Origin of the sequence: Staphylococcus sp. FSL W8-0305 (genome assembly GCF_037966415.1) — a bacterium.
Taxonomy (GTDB): Bacteria; Bacillota; Bacilli; order Staphylococcales; family Staphylococcaceae; genus Staphylococcus; species Staphylococcus aureus.
The window spans coordinates 697,167-716,562 of sequence record NZ_CP150198.1 but is presented as its reverse complement, the minus strand read 5'-3'; the positions used below and the strand labels follow the sequence as shown (position 1 = coordinate 716,562).

Here is a 19,396-nt window from a genome sequence, read left to right as displayed (position 1 = left end):
AAATAACGATAAATATGTTATGTAAACCTAATGATGACATTTGTCATTTCAAATCTATGACAAAGTATCCTATTTTAAATCGAATAAATTTACTAATCTTAAATTAATAAAATATTAAGAGGTGGTTCATTTGATTCAAATATCTAATATTAATAAATCATTTAAGAAAAATCGTGTTTTAAAAAACATTTCATTTGATATTGAAAAAGGTACATGTACCGCATTAATCGGAAAAAATGGTGCTGGAAAATCAACATTAGTTGATATTTTAAGCAATAAAATAATTGCTGATGATGGCGTGATTTTGGATAAAGACAAATTATTGCAAAGTGAAAATCGCAGTATAATGTTTCAGAAAACGATGTTTCCAGATCAATTGAAGGTAATTGGAATTATCAAATTATATCAATCATTTTATGAAAATCCATTAACATTGGACGTAATAATAGAACTAACAAAGTTTAATTCTAATCAATTGAATCAATTTGCAAATAAATTATCTGGAGGTCAACAACGATTACTTGATTTTGTAATATCTTTAATAGGACAACCACAGCTTATTTTGTTAGATGAACCAACGTCAAATATGGATATTGAAATGAGAGAATATTTTTGGTCAATAATAGCTAAGTTAAAAGAAGAAAATCGGACGATTCTTTATACATCGCACTATATAGAAGAAGTAGAGCGCATGTCCGACAAAATTATTTTGATAGAAAATGGAGAAATCAAACTTAATGATTCAACGTCACATATTAGAACCAATCAGCAATCTCAGATTACGTTATCCGATGAATATAAAAGAAAGTTAAAACCAGATAAAGATGATTTAGTTATTCAAAAAAATCATAATGGCACCATCAAAATTATTACTTCAAATGTAAATGATACGATTTTATATCTTCAACAACTTCATATTAATTTGGATGATATTGAAATACAAAAAGTCTCAATTGTTGATTCATACTTCAACAATAAAAAGCAAAGGGGATCTAATTATGATACTAAGTTACTTGAAAATCGAATTTAAAGTTATACTGCGTAAAAAAACAACATTAATATTATCTATTTTATTTCCTGTTATTTTCTATATATTATTTACTTCGATATTGGATTTGCCGGAAGATGTTAAACCTAAATTTTATAAAGAGTATATGTATAGTATGACGGTTTATAGTTTGTTAAGTTTTAGCTTACTAACTTTTCCATTAGATATTATTAATGAAAAACAAAATGGATGGCGCCAAAGATTAATGGTAACACCATTTACTTTTACTAGTTATTATATTTCAAAAGTAGTGAAAACTATGCTGCAATTTGCAATAGCGATATTAGTGATTTTTATGGTTGGGCATTTTTATAAAGGTGTTGAAATGAGTGCAGTTCAATGGTTAGAGTCAGGAATATTTTTATGGTTAGGTGCGTCTCTATTAATAACTTTTGGCATATTATTTTCTTTGTTAAATGATATTCAAAAAACAAGTGCTTTAGCCAATATCGTAACAATTGGATTAGCAGTATTAGGTGGATTGTGGTTTCCGATAAACACATTTCCGAATTGGCTTCAACATGTTGCTCATGTTTTACCGAGCTATCATTTGCGTAAACTAGGTGTAGATATTGCTTCAAATCATCATATCAATTTAATATCATTTGTTATAATACTCTTGTATGCTTTAGGGAGTATTATAGCAGTATATTGTATTAGTCATTTTAAAAGGGCGGAATAAAATATGAAATTTTTAAAAGATACTTCAATTGCTGAAATATCGTCTATACTTTATCTAATTTTTCCTATTGCCGGTATATTTTTTAATGAAGTATATGGTCCCACATGGTTGTATATTATATCAGTCATTGTCTTTTCGTTATCGTATCTTATATTAGTTATAGTAAATAATAGACTTAATACATTAATGTTTTACATTTTGTTGATTATTCATTATTTTATTATTTGTTATTTTGTTTTCAGTGTACATCCAATGCTAAGTTTGTTTTTCTTTTATAGTGCTTTTGCCATTCCATTTACTTTTAAAAATAATGTTAAAAAAATGGCAACTAATCTTTTCATATTAACGATGATTATATGTTTTACAATTACTTACTTAGTACATAACGACTATTTTGTTGCAATGACGATTTATTATGTTGTTATTTTGTTAATCGTGTTTGATAATTTAAAAAAAGTGAAAGATCGTGAATATAAAAAAGAAATAGAAGAAAAAAATCGGTATATTAATACGTTAATAACTGAACAAGAGCGTCATAGAATAGGTCAAGATTTACATGATACGCTTGGTCATGTGTTTGCAAGTTTATCATTAAAATCAGAATTAGCTTATAAAATTATTGATTCTGATACTGAAAATGCAAAAGCTGAATTGTTAGCGATTAATAAGTTGTCGCGGGAATCATTGAACAAAGTACGCGAAATCATCGATGATATAAGATTACCATCATTTATTGAAGAAATTGAGAGTATCTGTAAAATTTTAAAAGATGCTGACATTCAGTTTACGTTTGAAAATAAAGAACTGGCACAATTATTGAGTCCTACAAAACAATCCATTTTAGTAATGATTGCTCGTGAAGCGATAAACAATGTGATTAAGCATGCAAATGCTTCAAAAGTTCATGGTCAATTACGAGCTATGAATGAACATAAATTACAGTTCATTATACAGGATAATGGAGAAGGTATTGACAGCGGCTGTGAAATAAAGAATATTTCACAACGAGTAAAACATTTAAATGGAACATTAGAAGTTGAATCGAATAAAGGTACTAAATTAATCATCGAAATGCCTACAGGGGGAATAGCATGATTTCTTTAATTATTGCAGAAGATCAAAATATGTTACGACAGGCAATGGTTCAATTAATTAAACTACATGGTGATTTTGAAATTTTAGCCGATGTAGATAATGGTCTCGATGCAATAAAAATTATTGAGGCACACCATCCTGATGTAGTTATTTTAGATATTGAAATGTCAGGCATGACTGGACTTGAAGTTTTATCAGAAATTAGAAAGAAGCATTTGAATATTAAAGTGATTATTGTAACAACTTTTAAAAGGCCGGGGTATTTTGAAAAAGCTGTTGCAAATGATGTGGATGCATATGTTTTAAAAGAACGTTCTATAGAAGAATTAGTGGAAACAATTTATAAAGTGTATAACGGTAAGAAAGAATATAGTGCTTCTCTTATGACTTCATTTTTCACAGATAAAAACCCATTAACGCCAAAAGAACAAATTGTATTAAGGGAAATTGGCAATGGTTTAAGTAGTAAAGAAATAAGTGAAAAATTATTTTTGACAGATGGAACAGTTAGAAATTATACATCTGTTAGAATTGATAAATTATTTGCAGATAATCGTTTTGATGCTTGGAAAAAGGCAAATGAAAAAGGCTGGATCTAAATACAAACAAAAAAGTATTGAGTGTTTTGATTTAAGAGACTTTGAAAGTGAGTCAATAATCAAAATCTTACTCAATACTTTTATTTTGGTACTCGCAAGTTAGATTTGTTAACTAATTTTTTCGTTTATTATAAAACGAAACAATCAGGTAAACGATAAAGCCTACAAAGATACCCAATAAAATAGATAGTACTGCCGTCACTATTAATGGTAATTTAAAAAATATTTGTAGGAAAATACCAATGATAATTGCGATAATTACTGCAATTAATGTGACTGTATTTTCATTTGAAATGTTCATTCATTTTCACTCCTTAACAATAACATTATATCATGCTATAGCTTTCCAAAATATTGAAATATGTAGATATGGCTATTGACGATATTTCTTAACTTTTATATGATTAATCGGAATGAAAAAAGAGAAGTAGGTGGCAAAATGAAGTCAAATAAATCGCTTGCTATGATTGTGGTAGCCATCATTATTGTAGGTGTATTAGCATTTCAATTTATGAATCATAAGGGTCCTTTTAAAAAGGGAACAAATCATGAAACTGTACAAGATTTAAATGGTAAAGATAAAGTACATGTTCAAAGAGTTGTGGATGGTGATACATTTATTGCAAATCAAAATGGTAAAGAAATTAAAGTTAGGCTTATAGGGGTTGATACGCCAGAAACGGTGAAACCGAATACGCCTGTACAACCATTTGGCAAAGAAGCATCAAATTATAGTAAGAAGACATTAACAAATCAAGATGTTTATTTAGAATATGATAAAGAAAAACAAGATCGCTATGGTAGAACATTGGCGTATGTATGGATAAGTAAAGATCGTATGTACAATAAGGAATTAGTGGAAAAGGGACTTGCTAGAGAAAAGTATTTTTCACCAAATGGCAAATATAGAAATGTATTTATAGAAGCACAAAATAAAGCTAAACAACAGAAATTAAATATTTGGAGTAAATAATTAAATAGGTGATTATATATATTAAAGTAAAATATACTTGAAGCATCGATTTATTATTACCATAAATTTATATATAGAAATAATTTAAAGGCATAATAACCATAGTGCGTATCGAGCGTAATGGATTATTATGCCTTTGATTTTACTTGAATATAGCTGTGATTTGATTAACCTGTTCTTTATTTAAAGGGTGTTTAGATAGCTCTATGGCTTCGCTAATAATACGTCGTAACGAAGATTTTGTTGAAACTGTATCAACATATTTATCTCTTTCTTCAGAGCCTTGAATGATATTAACTGTACCATCACTAAAGTAAATAACACCGGTACTTTGGACTTTAAAGTTAAAGTTTTGTTCAATATGATCCTTTAATGCTTTAGCATTATTTGCTGCTAATTGATACGGATCATAATCATAAAAATCATAAATAACACGATTTGGTTGAACAGTTTCTGTAAAAGTATAGATAGACTTTCTTGATGAATTAAACTGATCATGATATTGCTGACTAATGTAATGACCGACAACTTTTTCAATATTACTATTGCTCATTTCTGTATCATGCTCATCAGGTACATCAAAGTGATAAAATGTTTTTTCACCCCAACTTTTTACATCAACGTTTATTAAACCGATATCTGAAACAATGATAAAATCAAATGAACGTGCATACTCGAAAAACGGATGTTTAGTAGCTAAATTGCTTGTAACGATAATATCGTAATATTTTAATTTACCATTTTCGAGATAGCTGTCTAAAATCTTGCGTAATTCTCTTTTAGCATTTTTGTATGCATGGTGGCCAACATCATTATTAGAACTCAGCATTTGACTTCTTAATTCAGCATTTTCTGCACTTAATGCTTTGTTCTTTTTAATAAGTTGCTTTCTTGCATAAACTTCGGTATCTATTTTACTATTACTATACCTTTGATTTAAAACTAATATACCAATTAATGCTACAATGATAATGATAAGTACAACATAAAAAGACATTTTTTCACCAATCCTTTTTGACTTCTTTAACTTTGTATACAATAATAATTAATAAAGATTAATTGTTATTCAATTTCCCACATTTTTATTAGTTGATTTTAGTTCATCATTGTTATAATCAAATTATAAACTGACAGATATTGATGTTCAATGAATATGACGTGAAAGATTCGTGAATTCAAGTTTATGTCGAATTTATGTTATAACGGTCATTTAAATTACAGAATTAGGTCACTCATAGTATTTTGAAGATTGAATTCATTAATTTTAAAATGTATAATGATATTTGTGAAAGCGCTTGCTTAGGAGGTGTATTTGAGAGTGAATGAAATGAATGCTAAAGAACAATTAGTGGACAATTTAATGAAAACATCATCGCAATTATTTAAATTTCACGGTGAAGTTGCCATGCAGCTTTTCTTAAATGATGAATTAAAATTACCTTCTATTGTTGAAATATGCGTGGAACGTAAGCGTTTAAGTGATATTGTGAAAGTTATTCCGCAATCATATGCGTTACTATACATAGATAAGCAAGATCAAGCAATAGCTAAAGAAGATTTATCACTTTCAAAAATTGCAAAAGTTTATGTGCAATATGATAATACAACAATAATGAGTATTTTCGTTTATGATGTTGTAAACGATGAATGGATTTTTAGATTGGATCCGAATATACGTATACCTAAGAGTAACATTTACTTCCATAGTCTAAATTGGGATGTGGATTATATTAAACCAGAGATTGTTCTAATGTATGATCTAATGCAACACCATCAGTATCATCATTATTCCAATTATAAACGCGTCATAGATGCATTAAGCTACTATCAATTTTTTATTTTAAAATTTGTAGTAGGTGAGCAACGTATTAAGGATGCAATCCAGAGAACAATAAATAATTAAGAAAAAGCAATTCATAACGCAGTTGAATACATGTGTTACGAATTGCTTTTATATTAGTTTTTATCACACAAGTTTTTTAATGCAACCCCGCGATAGCAAAACTCATATGTAGATAATACAGCTTTTTCAGCATCATCTACATGAATTCCAAACATCATCGAAATTTCCGAAGCACCTTGGTTAATCATTTTTAAGTTAATTTTTGATTCAGCTAAGGCATGTGTAATTTTATTTGCAGTACCAATGACTTTATTCATACCTTCGCCGACAATCATTAAAATTGCTAAATCATGCTCAATACTTAGCTCATCAACATCACATTTTTGACGAATTTCATTTAATACTTTTGTTTCTTTATTTTGAATTTGTTTTGAACGCATAACGATACTGATAGTATCAATACCTGAAGGCATATGATCAAATGAAATATTATTATCCTCTAAGACACCTAATATCTTTCTAGTAAAGCCGACTTGTCTATTCATTAAATACTTTTTGATATTAATAACAGTAAAATCTTTATCACAACTTATACCGCTAATCACATTTTTCGCATTTATTTCTCTATCATGCACTATAAATGTACCTTTATCTTGAGGGCGGTTCGTATTTTTAATAACTACAGGGATGCGATCTTTATAAAGTGGTTGTAAGGCTTCATCATGGAAAACACTAAAACCAGCATAAGATAATTCACGCATTTCTCGATAAGTGATTTCTTCGATTAATTCAGGATCTTTGATGATATTTGGATTAGCTTTATAAATACCAGACACATCGGTGAAATTTTCATAAATTGTAGCTCTAACACCACTTGATATGATGGCGCCAGTTATATCTGATCCGCCACGTGGAAATGTAACTATATATCCTTCATGAGATACGCCAAAAAATCCTGGGATAATTAGTTTTTCATCATAATCTCTTAATTTTTTAATTTCAGAGTAAGCACTATCTAATATTTGTGCTTCTTGTGGGACGTCAGTAACAAAAATACCCGCTTCCTTCGGTGATATATATTTTGTTGGTATACCTTGACTATTATTATATAAAGCTATCAATTGCGCATTAAAATCTTCACCACAAGAAAGTAATGCATCTAATAGTCTCTTCGGTTCATTTTTTAATTGATTAATATAATGTTCCAAAGTCACATCTATCGTCCGTAAAATACTTTCATCCATTTGCAATTCTTTTACAATATCATCATAACGCTGAATAATTTCTCTTTTTTTATCATGATAATCAAGATGATTAATGACCTTTTCATATAATCTGATTAACAAATCAGTTGTTTTAATATCATTATCATGTCTTTTACCTGGAGCAGAAACGATAACAATCTTTCGCTCTGGATCAGAATTAACAATATTTAAAACCTTTTTAATTTGAGTAGCATTGGAGACGGAGCTACCACCGAATTTGGAAACTTTCATAGTGCATGCCAACCTTTCTAAAAAATCAGAAAATTGTATTCAGTTTTGTAAGTAAGAATGATATTATGTATTTATATTTTGAATATTACGAACTTTACAAAAATAAAGAATAATTCTATACTATACTATCATCTAGTGTTTTTCAATAATACATTTGTTTTTCTCAAAAGCACAAACGGAGGTACATAAAATGAAAAAATTAAATATAGCATTATTAGGATTAGGTACTGTCGGATCTGGTGTTGTTAAAATCATCGAAGAGAACCGACAGCAAATTCAAGATACATTAAATAAAGATATTGTCATAAAGCATATTCTTGTTCGAGATAAATCTAAAAAGAGACCGCTAAATATTAGTCAATATCATTTAACTGAAGATGTTAATGAAATTTTAAATGATGATTCATTAGATATTATCGTTGAAGTCATGGGAGGAATTGAACCAACTGTAGATTGGTTAAGAACAGCACTTAAAAATAAAAAACATGTTATTACCGCAAATAAAGATTTATTAGCAGTACATCTTAAACTTTTAGAAGATTTAGCAGAAGAAAATGGTGTAGCTTTAAAGTTTGAAGCGAGTGTAGCAGGTGGTATTCCGATCGTAAATGCCATAAATAATGGTTTGAATGCGAATAATATTTCAAAATTTATGGGAATTTTAAATGGTACCTCTAATTTTATTTTATCAAAAATGACTAAAGAGCAAACGACATTTGAGGAAGCACTTGATGAAGCGAAAAGGCTTGGTTTTGCTGAAGCGGATCCAACTGATGATGTAGAAGGGGTAGATGCAGCGCGTAAAGTTGTCATTACATCATATTTATCATTTAACCAAGTCATTAAATTAAACGACGTTAAACGAAGAGGAATTAGTGGTGTAACTTTAACTGATATTAATGTAGCCGATCAACTGGGGTATAAAATTAAATTGATTGGTAAGGGAATATATGAAAATGGCAAAGTTAATGCATCAGTAGAACCAACGTTAATTGATAAAAAGCATCAATTAGCAGCTGTAGAGGATGAATATAACGCGATTTATGTCATTGGTGATGCCGTTGGTGACACGATGTTTTATGGAAAAGGAGCAGGCAGTTTAGCAACAGGTAGTGCCGTTGTAAGTGATTTATTGAATGTAGCATTATTCTTTGAATCAGATTTACACACATTGCCACCACATTTTGAATTAAAGACAGATAAAACAAGGGAAATGATGGATTCTGATGCAGAAATTAATATTAAAGAAAAATCCAATTTCTTTGTAGTAGTGAATCATGTCAAAGGTTCAATTGAAAATTTTGAAAATGAGTTAAAGGCAATATTACCATTTCACCGATCATTAAGAGTTGCAAATTACGATAATCAAGCATATGCCGCTGTTATAGTTGGATTGGAATCATCACCGGAAGAATTAATCACTAAGCATGGATACGAAGTTGACAAAGTATACCCAGTAGAAGGAGTTTAATTATAATGAGAAGATGGCAAGGATTAGTAGAAGAGTTTAAAGCACATTTACCAGTAAATGAAAATACACCAAAATTAACTTTGAATGAGGGAAATACACCACTCATTCATTGTGAAAATATGTCTGAAATACTAGGTATAGATTTATATGTGAAGTATGAAGGTGCCAATCCGACAGGTTCATTTAAAGATCGCGGTATGGTAATGGCTGTGACAAAAGCAAAAGAGCAAGGTAAGAAAATTGTAATATGCGCTTCGACTGGAAATACATCAGCGTCTGCAGCAGCATATGCAGCGAGAGCAGGTTTAAAAGCTATCGTCGTAATACCAGAAGGTAAAATTGCATTAGGTAAATTGTCGCAAGCAGTAATGTATGGTGCAGAAATCGTTTCTATTGAAGGAAACTTTGATGAAGCTTTAGAAATTGTAAAAGAAATTGCAAAAAGTGGCGAAATCGAGCTTGTAAACTCTGTCAATCCATTTAGAATCGAAGGGCAAAAGACAGGCTCATTTGAAATTGTACAACAATTAGACGGTGAAGCACCTGATATTTTAGCGATTCCTGTAGGTAATGCAGGTAATATTACTGCATATTGGAAAGGCTTTAAAGAATATCATGAAGCTAAAGGATCACAATTGCCGAAAATGTTTGGCTTCCAAGCTGAAGGTGCATCACCAATTGTTCAAAATAAAGTCATTAAAAATCCTGAAACGATTGCAACTGCTATTCGAATTGGTAATCCTGCTAGTTGGGATAAAGCGACTAATGCTCTTAAAGAATCAAATGGATTAATAGATAGTGTTACTGATGATGAAATTTTAGAAGCATATCAGTTAATGACAACTAAAGAAGGTGTCTTTAGTGAACCAGCAAGTAATGCTTCTATTGCAGGTTTAATTAAATTGCACAGACAAGGTAAATTACCTCAAGGTAAAAAAGTAGTTGCGATTTTAACTGGTAATGGGTTAAAAGATCCAGATACTGCTATTTCACTATTAGATAATCCGATAAAGCCATTGCCAAATGATAAAGATAGCATTATCGATTATATTAAAGGAGCTTTATAACATGTCGAATGTTTTGGAGTTAACAATTCCTGCATCAACAGCCAACCTTGGAGTTGGCTTTGATTCTATAGGTATGGCTTTAGATAAATTTTTGCATCTGTCTGTAAAAGAAACATCAGGGACAAAATGGGAATATATTTTCCATGATGATGCATCGAAGCAATTACCTACTGACGAAACAAACTTTATTTATCATGTGGCACAACAAGTTGCTGCTAAATATAGTGTTGACTTGCCTAATTTATGTATCGAAATGAGAAGTGATATTCCATTGGCAAGAGGGTTAGGTTCGTCAGCTTCTGCTTTAGTAGGAGCTATATATATCGCAAATTATTTTGGTGATATCCAACTATCTAAACACGAGGTATTACAATTAGCGACTGAAATCGAAGGACATCCTGATAATGTTGCGCCGACCATTTATGGTGGTTTAATCGCTGGATATTATAATGATGTCACGAAAGAAACGTCAGTTGCACATATCGACATACCAGACGTGGATGTGATTGTAACGATACCAACTTATGAACTAAAAACAGAAGCATCAAGACGTGCTTTACCACAAAAATTAACACATAGTGAAGCCGTTAAAAGTAGTGCAATTAGTAATACAATGATTTGTGCATTAGCACAGCACAATTATGAATTAGCAGGTAAACTCATGCAACAAGATGGCTTTCATGAACCGTATCGTCAGCATTTAATTGCTGAATTTGATGAAGTGAAAACAATTGCTAGTCAACATAATGCCTATGCAACTGTAATTAGTGGTGCTGGACCAACTATTTTAATATTTAGTCGCAAAGAAAATAGTGGCGAATTAGTTCGCGCTTTAAATAGAAATGTAGTTACATGTCATTCTGAATTAGTGGATATTAATGTTAGTGGTGTTAAAGAACGAATTGTATACCAATAGACACTTTATATTGTAAAATAGTATTGAATGTGAAATAGAGAGGAGATTTAATGCGATATGACAAATTATAAAGTTGTCGTTTTAGACATGGATGACACATTGCTAAATTCAGATAATGTGATATCAGAAGAAACTGCAAATTATTTAACAGCAATTCAAGATGAAGGTTATTATGTTGTTTTAGCATCTGGTAGACCTACTGAAGGTATGATTCCAACTGCTAGAGATTTAAAATTACCTGAACATCATAGCTATATTATTAGTTATAACGGCAGTAAAACGATTAACATGACTAATGAAGAAGTAGAAGTAAGTAAATCGATTGGTAAGCAGGATTTCGATGAAATTGTAGATTATTGTCGAGATAGAGGCTTTTTCGTTCTTACATATCATGATGGTCAAATTATTTACGACAGCGAACATGAATATATGAATATTGAAGCAGAATTAACTGGTTTACCGATGAAACGTGTTGATGACATTAAAGCGTATATTCAAGATGATGTTCCTAAGGTCATGGGTGTAGATTATGTAGCGAATATTACAGAAGCTAGAATTGATTTGAATGGTGTGTTCAATGATAATGTAGATGCTACGACAAGTAAGCCATTCTTCTTAGAATTTATGGCTAAAGATGTTTCAAAAGGTAATGCAATTAAAGCGTTATGTCACAAATTGGGATATTCGGTGGATCAAGTCATTGCTTTTGGTGATAGTATGAATGATAAATCAATGTTTGAAGTCGCAGGTCTAGCTATTGCTATGGGGAATGCATCAGATGAACTTAAGCAATATGCAGATGAAATTACGTTGGACCATAATGAAAATGGTATTCCACATGCGCTCAAAAAATTGTTATAAATTTTAAAATAAGCCTAAGCACAGGATATTTGAATAAGATATCTTGTGTCAAGGCTTTTTATTTATGTGAAAATGCGTTAGCTATAATATGGCGCATTTGAAATACATATTATAGATTAGTAATGATATCTAAAGAATAGAGTAGATGCATATTTTTTAAGTAAATCAAGTATTAATTAGTCACGGAAGGTAGATAAATAAATTTGAATCATTCTGAGTAATAACGAATGTATTAAAAAATGCAGTGACAATCTAACATTAATTGTTAAAATCACTGCAAGCATCTTGATTTTATTTAGCTGTTTGTGTCCAGTCATGCTTCCCTCTGAAGCGTTTTACATGAGCATATATTTGGTCAGCAGTATAATCTAAATTTGTATAAACTGTAATACTGAACGCTGATTGGTTTTCAGCAAATGATTCTTCGGAAAATAATTCCTTTAAGTGCGTAAATAAATCATTCATTTGTTTATGGTTTAAACCGGGATATTCCCTTAAAGTTCTCTTTAATAATTGTCCGTTCTTTTCTTCTAATGCTTGAACTACAATAACAAATCTCTCATCTTGCTTTAGTACATCATCAAATAAATTTGTTTGTCCAATCATTGAATTTCACCCCTGAAAAGTTATTGTTATCTATATTATACACGATATGCAAAATATCTAAAATAAAGAATGGTAACATGGTCATAATAAAATATAAACAGAATACTAGTTAATACACTTTATACTAGAAAAAGATATTAAAGTATATCTACTTTACACCATTAAAAAAGCGGCAAATGCTATAGATAATCTAAAGCATCTGCCGTGTGGGAATTTATTTATTTTTGATTGTCATAATCGTGTGGTTTTAAATTAATTGTTTCTAGCTTTACAAATTTTGTTTTGTGAATGATTTTATGAATAAAGTAAATCAACGCTAGAATGATTAAAGGTAAAAAGTTTTTAAAAGCATTTAACCATTGATCTTTTAAAATATATTCAACTGAACCACCAAATAGCAAGAATAATAGCGTAGCGATGACAATGATTGGTCCTAATGGATAAAAAGGTGCTTTATATGGTAGGACCTTATTAGGATCTTGACCTTGTTTTTTAATAGCTTGTCGCAATCGTATTTGTGACCAAATGCTTGATCCCCAAACAACTATAATCATTGAACCAATAATTTCAAGTAAATTAAAAACGGCATTTGAATTAAAGTTTGCATAAATAATAACAATAACAACGACTGCATATGTAGTTAATAATGCTCTTAATGGTAATTTTGTTGTCTTGTTTAATTTACTTAAAAATTTAGGTGCTTTTTTGTCTGAACTTAAGGAATACAACATTCTGCCTGTTGTATAAACACCTGAATTTGCAGCGGATAATAGTGAAGTTAAAATAACCGCATTGATTACTGATGCTGCAAAGGCTATGCCTACTCTATCGAATACAATTGTAAATGGGCTTTGACTTATTGAACTACTTGCTCTTAATAATGATGGATCTGTGTACGGAATAATTGCACCAATGACTGCAATTGATAATACATAGAATAAAAGAATACGCCAAAACACTTGTTTAATTGCTTTAGGCATAGACTTTTTAGGATCATCTGATTCGCCAGCAGTTACTGCTACTACTTCAGTACCACCAACTGAGAATCCAGCGACTAATAATACGCCTAGGAAACCAGAGATACCACCAACAAACGGTGCTTGGCCTTTTGTATAGTTTTCAAATCCATATGCATGACCACCTAAGATACCGAAAATCATTAAAAAGCCAAAAATAACGAATACGATGATTGTTAACACTTTAATTAATGATAACCAAAACTCAGTTTCTCCAAATGATTTTACAGAAAAAATGTTTAATAATAGTAAAATTGTAATAAAGATTAAGCTCCAAGTAATGGGGTGGAAAAATTTAAATGTGTCCCAGAAATAAAGCACATTTGACGCTACTATGACATCAACACTTGTAACTAATGACCACAATGCCCAATACAACCATCCCATGGTAAAGCCTAGAGATGAGTCAATAAAGCGTGTTGAATAAGAGCTGAATGAACCTGATACTGGATAAAATGTTGCCAACTCTCCAATTGATGCCATTAAGAAATATAGCATGACACCAATAACAAGATAAGCGAGTATAGCGCCTCCAGGACCAGCTTGAGAAATGATATTACCAGTAGCTACAAATAGACCAGTCCCAATTGCACCACCTATAGCAATCATGGAAATGTGTCTTGAGTTAAGACTACGGTTCATTTTATTATCTTCCATATTTAGTCTCCCATCTATTTAAATATACCCATTATTGTAAGCTTTTTAAGTGTACTATTCAATAACTATTTAGCACTGTATAGCGGAAAAATTAAAATTTTCTGATTTTTTAATCATCTTGAGCATGTTTAATTGTAATTCTGATGGGGTTAAATTATAATATGTATTAAATTATAATTATTATAAATTGTGGAGGGATGACTATGTCACGACAAGATAAAAAGTTAACTGGTGTTTTTGGGCATCCAGTATCAGATCGAGAAAATAGTATGACAGCAGGGCCTAGGGGACCTCTTTTAATGCAAGATATTTACTTCTTAGAGCAAATGTCTCAATTTGATAGAGAAGTAATACCTGAGCGTCGTATGCATGCCAAAGGTTCTGGTGCATTTGGGACATTTACTGTAACTAAAGATATAACAAAATATACGAATGCTAAAATATTCTCTGAAATAGGTAAGCAAACCGAAATGTTTGCCCGTTTCTCTACTGTAGCAGGAGAACGTGGTGCTGCTGATGCGGAGCGTGACATTCGAGGATTTGCGTTAAAGTTCTACACTGAAGAAGGAAACTGGGATTTAGTAGGGAATAACACACCAGTATTCTTCTTTAGAGATCCAAAGTTATTTGTTAGTTTAAATCGTGCGGTGAAACGAGATCCTAGAACAAATATGAGAGATGCACAAAATAACTGGGATTTCTGGACGGGGCTTCCAGAAGCATTGCACCAAGTAACGATCTTAATGTCAGATAGAGGGATTCCTAAAGATTTGCGTCACATGCATGGGTTCGGTTCACACACATACTCTATGTATAATGATTCTGGTGAACGTGTTTGGGTTAAATTCCATTTTAGAACGCAACAAGGTATTGAAAACTTAACTGATGAAGTAGCTGCTGAAATTATAGCAACAGATCGCGATTCATCTCAACGCGATTTATTCGAAGCCATTGAAAAAGGTGATTATCCAAAATGGACAATGTATATTCAAGTAATGACTGAGGAACAAGCTAAAAACCATAAAGATAATCCATTTGATTTAACAAAAGTATGGTATCACGATGAGTATCCTCTAATTGAAGTTGGAGAGTTTGAATTAAATAGAAATCCAGATAATTACTTTATGGATGTTGAACAAGCTGCGTTTGCACCAACTAATATTATTCCAGGATTAGATTTTTCTCCAGACAAAATGCTGCAAGGGCGTTTATTCTCATATGGCGATGCGCAAAGATATCGATTAGGAGTTAATCATTGGCAGATTCCTGTAAACCAACCTAAAGGTGTTGGTATTGAAAATATTTGTCCTTTTAGTAGAGATGGTCAAATGCGCGTAGTTGACAATAACCAAGGTGGAGGAACACATTATTATCCAAATAACCATGGTAAATTTGATTCTCAACCTGAATATAAAAAGCCACCATTCCCAACTGATGGATACGGCTATGAATATAATCAACGTCAAGATGATGATAATTATTTTGAACAACCAGGTAAATTGTTTAGATTACAATCAGAGGACGCTAAAGAAAGAATTTTTACAAATACAGCAAATGCAATGGAAGGCGTAACGGATGATGTTAAACGACGTCATATTCGTCATTGTTACAAAGCTGACCCAGAATATGGTAAAGGTGTTGCAAAAGCATTAGGTATTGATATAAATTCTATTGATCTTGAAACTGAAAATGATGAAACATACGAAAACTTTGAAAAATAAATTTGATATGTAGTTTCTATATTGCGTAGTTGAGCAGTTTATGATATCATAATAAATCGTAAAGATTCCTAACAAGAGAGGGTGTTTAACATGCGCGTAAACGTAACATTAGCATGCACAGAATGTGGCGATCGTAACTATATCACTACTAAAAATAAACGTAATAATCCTGAGCGTATTGAAATGAAAAAATATTGCCCAAGATTAAACAAATATACGTTACATCGTGAAACTAAGTAATTCTTATCATTCAAATACGACGATTTGAAAATAAAGCGGGCTTACCTATTATATGGGGGAGCTCGCTTTTTTATGAAATTTTTGTGAAGAGTGATTAATGAATTGAGTTTCATCGATAGAACAATATATGTTTGTATTAGTTGTTACTTTATTAAAATTTGAGAATATTGATAGAAGGAAATAGATTACTAATTTTATAAAGTCACTTTGTTAGCGAATGCTTGAAAGAGTAATTAATATAGTAGAATTTAAAATTTCAATGCGGGATTTAATAAGTAAGAAGTAATTGTGGATATGTTTTATAAATGTTCGACAATACACTTTGATGTTAAATTTGATGGTTTAAAAAATGATTTAACAAAGAAATGAAACTTTACTGTTGAATTATGTGAGGATTGTGTTATTATATAAATCGTAATAATTACGATTTGATAAAAAGTGAGGTAACTATATATGGCTAAGAAATCTAAAATAGCAAAAGAGAGAAAAAGAGAAGAGTTAGTAAATAAATATTACGAATTACGTAAAGAGTTAAAAGCAAAAGGTGATTACGAAACGTTAAGAAAATTACCAAGAGATTCATCACCTACACGTTTAACTAGAAGATGTAAAGTAACTGGAAGACCTAGAGGTGTATTACGTAAATTTGAAATGTCTCGTATTGCGTTTAGAGAACATGCGCACAAAGGACAAATTCCAGGTGTTAAAAAATCAAGTTGGTAAAATCAAATTTCGTACTTTAGCCCATTTACAATATCAATAAAACAATGTACAGTATATACGAATGCTATAAACTGAATGTTTTCTCATATTAATAAGGAAACATTCGGTTTTTAATTTGCATTTAAAAATAATTAGTTTTTAAAGGGGCTATTTAAAGTGAAAATATTTGATTACGAAGATATTCAATTAATACCTAATAAATGCATAGTTGAAAGTAGGTCTGAATGTGATACAACTATCCAATTTGGTCCGAAAAAATTCAAGCTACCTGTAGTTCCTGCAAATATGCAAACAGTTATGAATGAGAAATTAGCGAAATGGTTTGCTGAAAATGATTACTTTTATATCATGCATCGTTTTGATGAAGAAGCAAGAATACCTTTTATAAAACATATGCAAAATTCAGGCTTATTTGCATCTATTTCAGTTGGTGTAAAGAAAGCGGAATTTGATTTTATAGAAAAATTAGCTCAAGAAAAGTTAATCCCCGAATATATTACAATTGATATTGCGCATGGTCACTCAGATTCAGTGATAAACATGATTAAACATATTAAAACCCATATACCTGATAGTTTTGTTATTGCTGGTAATGTTGGTACGCCAGAAGGTGTTAGAGAATTAGAAAATGCTGGTGCTGATGCTACCAAAGTCGGTATAGGTCCTGGTAGAGTTTGTATTACAAAAATTAAAACAGGTTTTGGTACTGGTGGTTGGCAGTTAGCGGCATTAAACATATGTAGTAAAGCAGCTCGTAAACCTTTGATTGCCGATGGTGGTATAAGAACGCATGGCGATATCGCTAAGTCAATTAGATTTGGTGCATCAATGGTCATGATTGGTTCATTATTTGCGGCACACGAAGAATCACCTGGTGAAACTGTAGAACTTGATGGTAAACAGTATAAAGAATATTTTGGTAGTGCATCTGAATTTCAAAAAGGCGAACATAAAAATGTTGAAGGTAAAAAAATGTTTGTAGAACATAAAGGTTCGTTAACGGATACGCTAAAAGAAATGCAACAAGATTTACAAAGTTCAATCTCTTATGCCGGTGGAAAAGACTTGAAATCATTACGTACTGTAGATTATGTTATTGTTAGAAACTCTATTTTCAACGGTGATAGAGATTAATATTTATAGTAGGTGATGTAAATTAAAAAATTCATAGTAACTGTTGTTGCATTTTTATCAATTATTATCATTGCGCCAATAACAGAATTTAAACCATTCATTCATTTACAAAATGAAGTAAGACAATATATTGACATTCACATCAATAAAGAAACAATTTCTGCGGAAAATAAATTGGATACGCCGAAGAAACAACAATTTGCCTTTAACAATATACAAATGAACATGTCGAAATCAGATGTTGAGAAAACATTAAATAAACCAAAAAGAGTGACATTTAATGAATATGGTACGAAGTGGTATACGTATTATGATGGTGATTACAATAATTTTATCATGGTAAGTTACATTAAAGATAAAGTTAATGCGTTATATACAAATCAAAATATCATCACTTCAAAATCAAAAATTAAATACAATACACCGAAATCGGTTGTAAGGCAAAGATTAGGTGAACCAGAAACAGAGATTGTTAAAGGTAGAGTGCGTTACGAACAAAATAATAAAGAATATGATGTTTTCCATAAAAATCACATTTATACGACGGTATTTTATGATAAGCATCGACGTAATAATGTAACAGCTGTTTTACAAGTAAGTGATGCTATGGAAAATAGATTAAAAGAACAATATGGAGCACCTTCGAAATCGCTTGCAGATAGTTTTGAACTACAAAATTTTGATTTAGTTAATGCTGAAAGAAAACAACATCAATTATCTACATTGAAGTATTCTAAACAGAATTCTGAAACTGCTCGTAAGCATAGTAAAGATATGGCCAAAAATCATTATTTTGATCATACAAATTTAAAAGGTCAATCACCATTTGATCGATTGAAAAAAGATGGTATTGCATTTAACTCAGCCGGAGAGAATTTAGCATATGGTCAAGTTAGTAGTATCTATGCACATCAAGGATTAATGAATTCTATTGGTCACAGAAAAAATATTTTAAATGATACGTTTAAAATATTAGGCGTTGGTGTTGATTTTAATGATGAAAAACAACCTTTTTGGACAGAAAATTATACTGATTAATGTTTTTGGCATGAGATTAAAGGGTAATGTTTGTCTGTAAGGAAGTAGATAAACATGATGACAACAGATAAACCAAAAGATGCGGATATACTTGAACGCGTCAAAGATATACTTAATAAAAAAGAAAGAAAAAAATAATAATGGCTCGCTCTTGTAAATTATTACGGGGGCGAGTTTTAATTTGTGTAACATTTTGCAGGAATCTGTAAT

The 19,396-nt window shown here is 30.9% G+C and carries 21 protein-coding genes; 15 read left to right on the top strand and 6 right to left on the bottom strand.

Annotation, left to right across the window (positions count from 1 at the left end; all coding sequences use genetic code 11):
• Positions 1-121 precede the first annotated feature (121 nt).
• The 4 genes from NST10_RS03595 to NST10_RS03580 are packed head-to-tail and all read left to right on the top strand — an operon-like array spanning position 122 to position 3,424.
• Positions 122-1,030 carry an ABC transporter ATP-binding protein gene (locus tag NST10_RS03595; RefSeq protein ID WP_001794121.1) on the top strand — a complete coding sequence of 303 codons (909 nt, stop codon included), beginning with the start codon at positions 122-124 and terminating at the stop codon, positions 1,028-1,030.
• Complete coding sequence (locus NST10_RS03590) at positions 999-1,730, top strand: ABC transporter permease (RefSeq protein WP_000603961.1); 732 nt, start codon at positions 999-1,001, stop codon at positions 1,728-1,730. Before NST10_RS03595 ends, NST10_RS03590 begins: the two co-directional genes overlap by 32 nt.
• A 3-nt stretch (positions 1,731-1,733) precedes the next feature.
• Complete coding sequence (locus NST10_RS03585; protein ID WP_303661737.1) at positions 1,734-2,825, top strand: sensor histidine kinase; 1,092 nt, start codon at positions 1,734-1,736, stop codon at positions 2,823-2,825.
• Positions 2,822-3,424 (top strand): response regulator transcription factor, encoded by a 603-nt coding sequence (locus NST10_RS03580; protein ID WP_000624456.1) that lies wholly within the window; start codon positions 2,822-2,824, stop codon positions 3,422-3,424. The genes NST10_RS03585 and NST10_RS03580 overlap by 4 nt, the downstream gene beginning before the upstream one ends.
• Positions 3,425-3,536: 112 nt before the next feature.
• Here NST10_RS03580 and NST10_RS03575 read toward each other — a convergent pair whose 3' ends face one another.
• Positions 3,537-3,725, bottom strand: coding sequence for a hypothetical protein (locus tag NST10_RS03575; RefSeq protein WP_001027143.1), 189 nt, complete (start codon positions 3,723-3,725; stop codon positions 3,537-3,539).
• Positions 3,726-3,863: 138 nt separating this feature from the next.
• Here NST10_RS03575 and NST10_RS03570 point away from each other — a divergent pair, with 138 nt between their 5' ends.
• Complete coding sequence (locus NST10_RS03570; RefSeq protein WP_000841344.1) at positions 3,864-4,397, top strand: thermonuclease family protein; 534 nt, start codon at positions 3,864-3,866, stop codon at positions 4,395-4,397.
• Positions 4,398-4,539: 142 nt separating this feature from the next.
• Here NST10_RS03570 and NST10_RS03565 read toward each other — a convergent pair whose 3' ends face one another.
• Complete coding sequence (locus NST10_RS03565) at positions 4,540-5,394, bottom strand: hypothetical protein (protein ID WP_000011827.1); 855 nt, start codon at positions 5,392-5,394, stop codon at positions 4,540-4,542.
• Positions 5,395-5,724: 330 nt separating this feature from the next.
• On the opposite strand from NST10_RS03565, the gene NST10_RS03560 reads away from it, so the two are divergent.
• Positions 5,725-6,300 carry a hypothetical protein gene (locus tag NST10_RS03560; protein WP_001819878.1) on the top strand — a complete coding sequence of 192 codons (576 nt, stop codon included), beginning with the start codon at positions 5,725-5,727 and terminating at the stop codon, positions 6,298-6,300.
• A 53-nt stretch (positions 6,301-6,353) separates the two neighbouring features.
• Here the strand turns inward: NST10_RS03560 and NST10_RS03555 are convergent, their stop codons facing one another.
• A complete protein-coding gene (locus NST10_RS03555) occupies positions 6,354-7,736 on the bottom strand; it encodes an aspartate kinase (protein ID WP_339211268.1) in 1,383 nt (460 codons plus the stop codon).
• 190 nt (positions 7,737-7,926) lie between these two features.
• On the opposite strand from NST10_RS03555, the gene NST10_RS03550 reads away from it, so the two are divergent.
• Genes NST10_RS03550 through NST10_RS03535 form a run of 4 tightly spaced genes read left to right on the top strand, consistent with a single transcriptional unit; the run spans position 7,927 to position 12,051 of the window.
• On the top strand, positions 7,927-9,207 hold the full coding sequence (locus NST10_RS03550; RefSeq protein ID WP_000735863.1) for a homoserine dehydrogenase: 1,281 nt from the start codon (positions 7,927-7,929) through the stop codon (positions 9,205-9,207).
• Between the two features lie 5 nt (positions 9,208-9,212).
• A complete protein-coding gene (thrC, locus tag NST10_RS03545) occupies positions 9,213-10,274 on the top strand; it encodes a threonine synthase (RefSeq protein WP_001255453.1) in 1,062 nt (353 codons plus the stop codon).
• Between the two features lies 1 nt (position 10,275).
• On the top strand, positions 10,276-11,190 hold the full coding sequence (thrB, locus tag NST10_RS03540) for a homoserine kinase (protein ID WP_000073177.1): 915 nt from the start codon (positions 10,276-10,278) through the stop codon (positions 11,188-11,190).
• A gap of 57 nt (positions 11,191-11,247) precedes the next feature.
• Positions 11,248-12,051 (top strand): Cof-type HAD-IIB family hydrolase, encoded by an 804-nt coding sequence (locus NST10_RS03535; RefSeq protein ID WP_000186306.1) that lies wholly within the window; start codon positions 11,248-11,250, stop codon positions 12,049-12,051.
• Between the two features lie 291 nt (positions 12,052-12,342).
• Here the strand turns inward: NST10_RS03535 and NST10_RS03530 are convergent, their stop codons facing one another.
• The 3 genes from NST10_RS03530 to NST10_RS03520 form a co-directional block, all read right to left on the bottom strand.
• Positions 12,343-12,657: a hypothetical protein gene (locus NST10_RS03530; protein WP_000580201.1), complete on the bottom strand. Its 315-nt coding sequence runs from the start codon at positions 12,655-12,657 to the stop codon at positions 12,343-12,345.
• The gene (locus tag NST10_RS03525) at positions 12,632-12,736 is read right to left on the bottom strand and encodes a hypothetical protein (protein WP_001791424.1); all 105 of its coding nucleotides are present in this window, start codon (positions 12,734-12,736) and stop codon (positions 12,632-12,634) included. Before NST10_RS03525 ends, NST10_RS03530 begins: the two co-directional genes overlap by 26 nt.
• Before the next feature lie 139 nt (positions 12,737-12,875).
• A complete protein-coding gene (locus NST10_RS03520; RefSeq protein WP_000389946.1) occupies positions 12,876-14,330 on the bottom strand; it encodes an amino acid permease in 1,455 nt (484 codons plus the stop codon).
• A gap of 203 nt (positions 14,331-14,533) precedes the next feature.
• Here NST10_RS03520 and NST10_RS03515 point away from each other — a divergent pair, with 203 nt between their 5' ends.
• The 5 genes from NST10_RS03515 to NST10_RS03495 all read left to right on the top strand — a co-directional run bounded on the left by NST10_RS03515 (position 14,534) and on the right by NST10_RS03495 (position 19,186).
• Complete coding sequence (locus NST10_RS03515; RefSeq protein WP_000089857.1) at positions 14,534-16,051, top strand: catalase; 1,518 nt, start codon at positions 14,534-14,536, stop codon at positions 16,049-16,051.
• A 90-nt stretch (positions 16,052-16,141) separates the two neighbouring features.
• Positions 16,142-16,291 (top strand): 50S ribosomal protein L33, encoded by a 150-nt coding sequence (gene rpmG, locus NST10_RS03510; protein ID WP_001265708.1) that lies wholly within the window; start codon positions 16,142-16,144, stop codon positions 16,289-16,291.
• Positions 16,292-16,744: 453 nt separating this feature from the next.
• Positions 16,745-17,014: a 30S ribosomal protein S14 gene (gene rpsN / locus NST10_RS03505; protein ID WP_001085657.1), complete on the top strand. Its 270-nt coding sequence runs from the start codon at positions 16,745-16,747 to the stop codon at positions 17,012-17,014.
• Positions 17,015-17,170: 156 nt separating this feature from the next.
• Complete coding sequence (gene guaC, locus NST10_RS03500) at positions 17,171-18,148, top strand: GMP reductase (protein WP_000688127.1); 978 nt, start codon at positions 17,171-17,173, stop codon at positions 18,146-18,148.
• Between the two features lie 21 nt (positions 18,149-18,169).
• Positions 18,170-19,186 carry a CAP domain-containing protein gene (locus NST10_RS03495; protein ID WP_001798092.1) on the top strand — a complete coding sequence of 339 codons (1,017 nt, stop codon included), beginning with the start codon at positions 18,170-18,172 and terminating at the stop codon, positions 19,184-19,186.
• Positions 19,187-19,396: the final 210 nt, after the last annotated feature.

What these genes read in the sequence shown, in the direction of transcription:
- NST10_RS03515 (WP_000089857.1), top strand. Translation starts at nt 14,534, where the DNA reads ATGTCACGACAAGATAAAAAGTTAACTGGTGTTTTTGGGCATCCAGTA.
- NST10_RS03525 (WP_001791424.1), bottom strand. Translation starts at nt 12,736, where the DNA reads ATGTTACCATTCTTTATTTTAGATATTTTGCATATCGTGTATAATATA.
- NST10_RS03585 (WP_303661737.1), top strand. Translation starts at nt 1,734, where the DNA reads ATGAAATTTTTAAAAGATACTTCAATTGCTGAAATATCGTCTATACTT.
- NST10_RS03555 (WP_339211268.1), bottom strand. Translation starts at nt 7,736, where the DNA reads ATGAAAGTTTCCAAATTCGGTGGTAGCTCCGTCTCCAATGCTACTCAA.
- NST10_RS03560 (WP_001819878.1), top strand. Translation starts at nt 5,725, where the DNA reads ATGAATGCTAAAGAACAATTAGTGGACAATTTAATGAAAACATCATCG.
- NST10_RS03520 (WP_000389946.1), bottom strand. Translation starts at nt 14,330, where the DNA reads ATGGAAGATAATAAAATGAACCGTAGTCTTAACTCAAGACACATTTCC.
- rpsN (WP_001085657.1), top strand. Translation starts at nt 16,745, where the DNA reads ATGGCTAAGAAATCTAAAATAGCAAAAGAGAGAAAAAGAGAAGAGTTA.
- NST10_RS03570 (WP_000841344.1), top strand. Translation starts at nt 3,864, where the DNA reads ATGAAGTCAAATAAATCGCTTGCTATGATTGTGGTAGCCATCATTATT.
- rpmG (WP_001265708.1), top strand. Translation starts at nt 16,142, where the DNA reads ATGCGCGTAAACGTAACATTAGCATGCACAGAATGTGGCGATCGTAAC.
- NST10_RS03590 (WP_000603961.1), top strand. Translation starts at nt 999, where the DNA reads ATGATACTAAGTTACTTGAAAATCGAATTTAAAGTTATACTGCGTAAA.
- NST10_RS03580 (WP_000624456.1), top strand. Translation starts at nt 2,822, where the DNA reads ATGATTTCTTTAATTATTGCAGAAGATCAAAATATGTTACGACAGGCA.
- NST10_RS03550 (WP_000735863.1), top strand. Translation starts at nt 7,927, where the DNA reads ATGAAAAAATTAAATATAGCATTATTAGGATTAGGTACTGTCGGATCT.
- thrB (WP_000073177.1), top strand. Translation starts at nt 10,276, where the DNA reads ATGTCGAATGTTTTGGAGTTAACAATTCCTGCATCAACAGCCAACCTT.
- NST10_RS03575 (WP_001027143.1), bottom strand. Translation starts at nt 3,725, where the DNA reads ATGAACATTTCAAATGAAAATACAGTCACATTAATTGCAGTAATTATC.
- thrC (WP_001255453.1), top strand. Translation starts at nt 9,213, where the DNA reads ATGAGAAGATGGCAAGGATTAGTAGAAGAGTTTAAAGCACATTTACCA.
- NST10_RS03565 (WP_000011827.1), bottom strand. Translation starts at nt 5,394, where the DNA reads ATGTCTTTTTATGTTGTACTTATCATTATCATTGTAGCATTAATTGGT.
- NST10_RS03535 (WP_000186306.1), top strand. Translation starts at nt 11,248, where the DNA reads ATGACAAATTATAAAGTTGTCGTTTTAGACATGGATGACACATTGCTA.
- NST10_RS03530 (WP_000580201.1), bottom strand. Translation starts at nt 12,657, where the DNA reads ATGATTGGACAAACAAATTTATTTGATGATGTACTAAAGCAAGATGAG.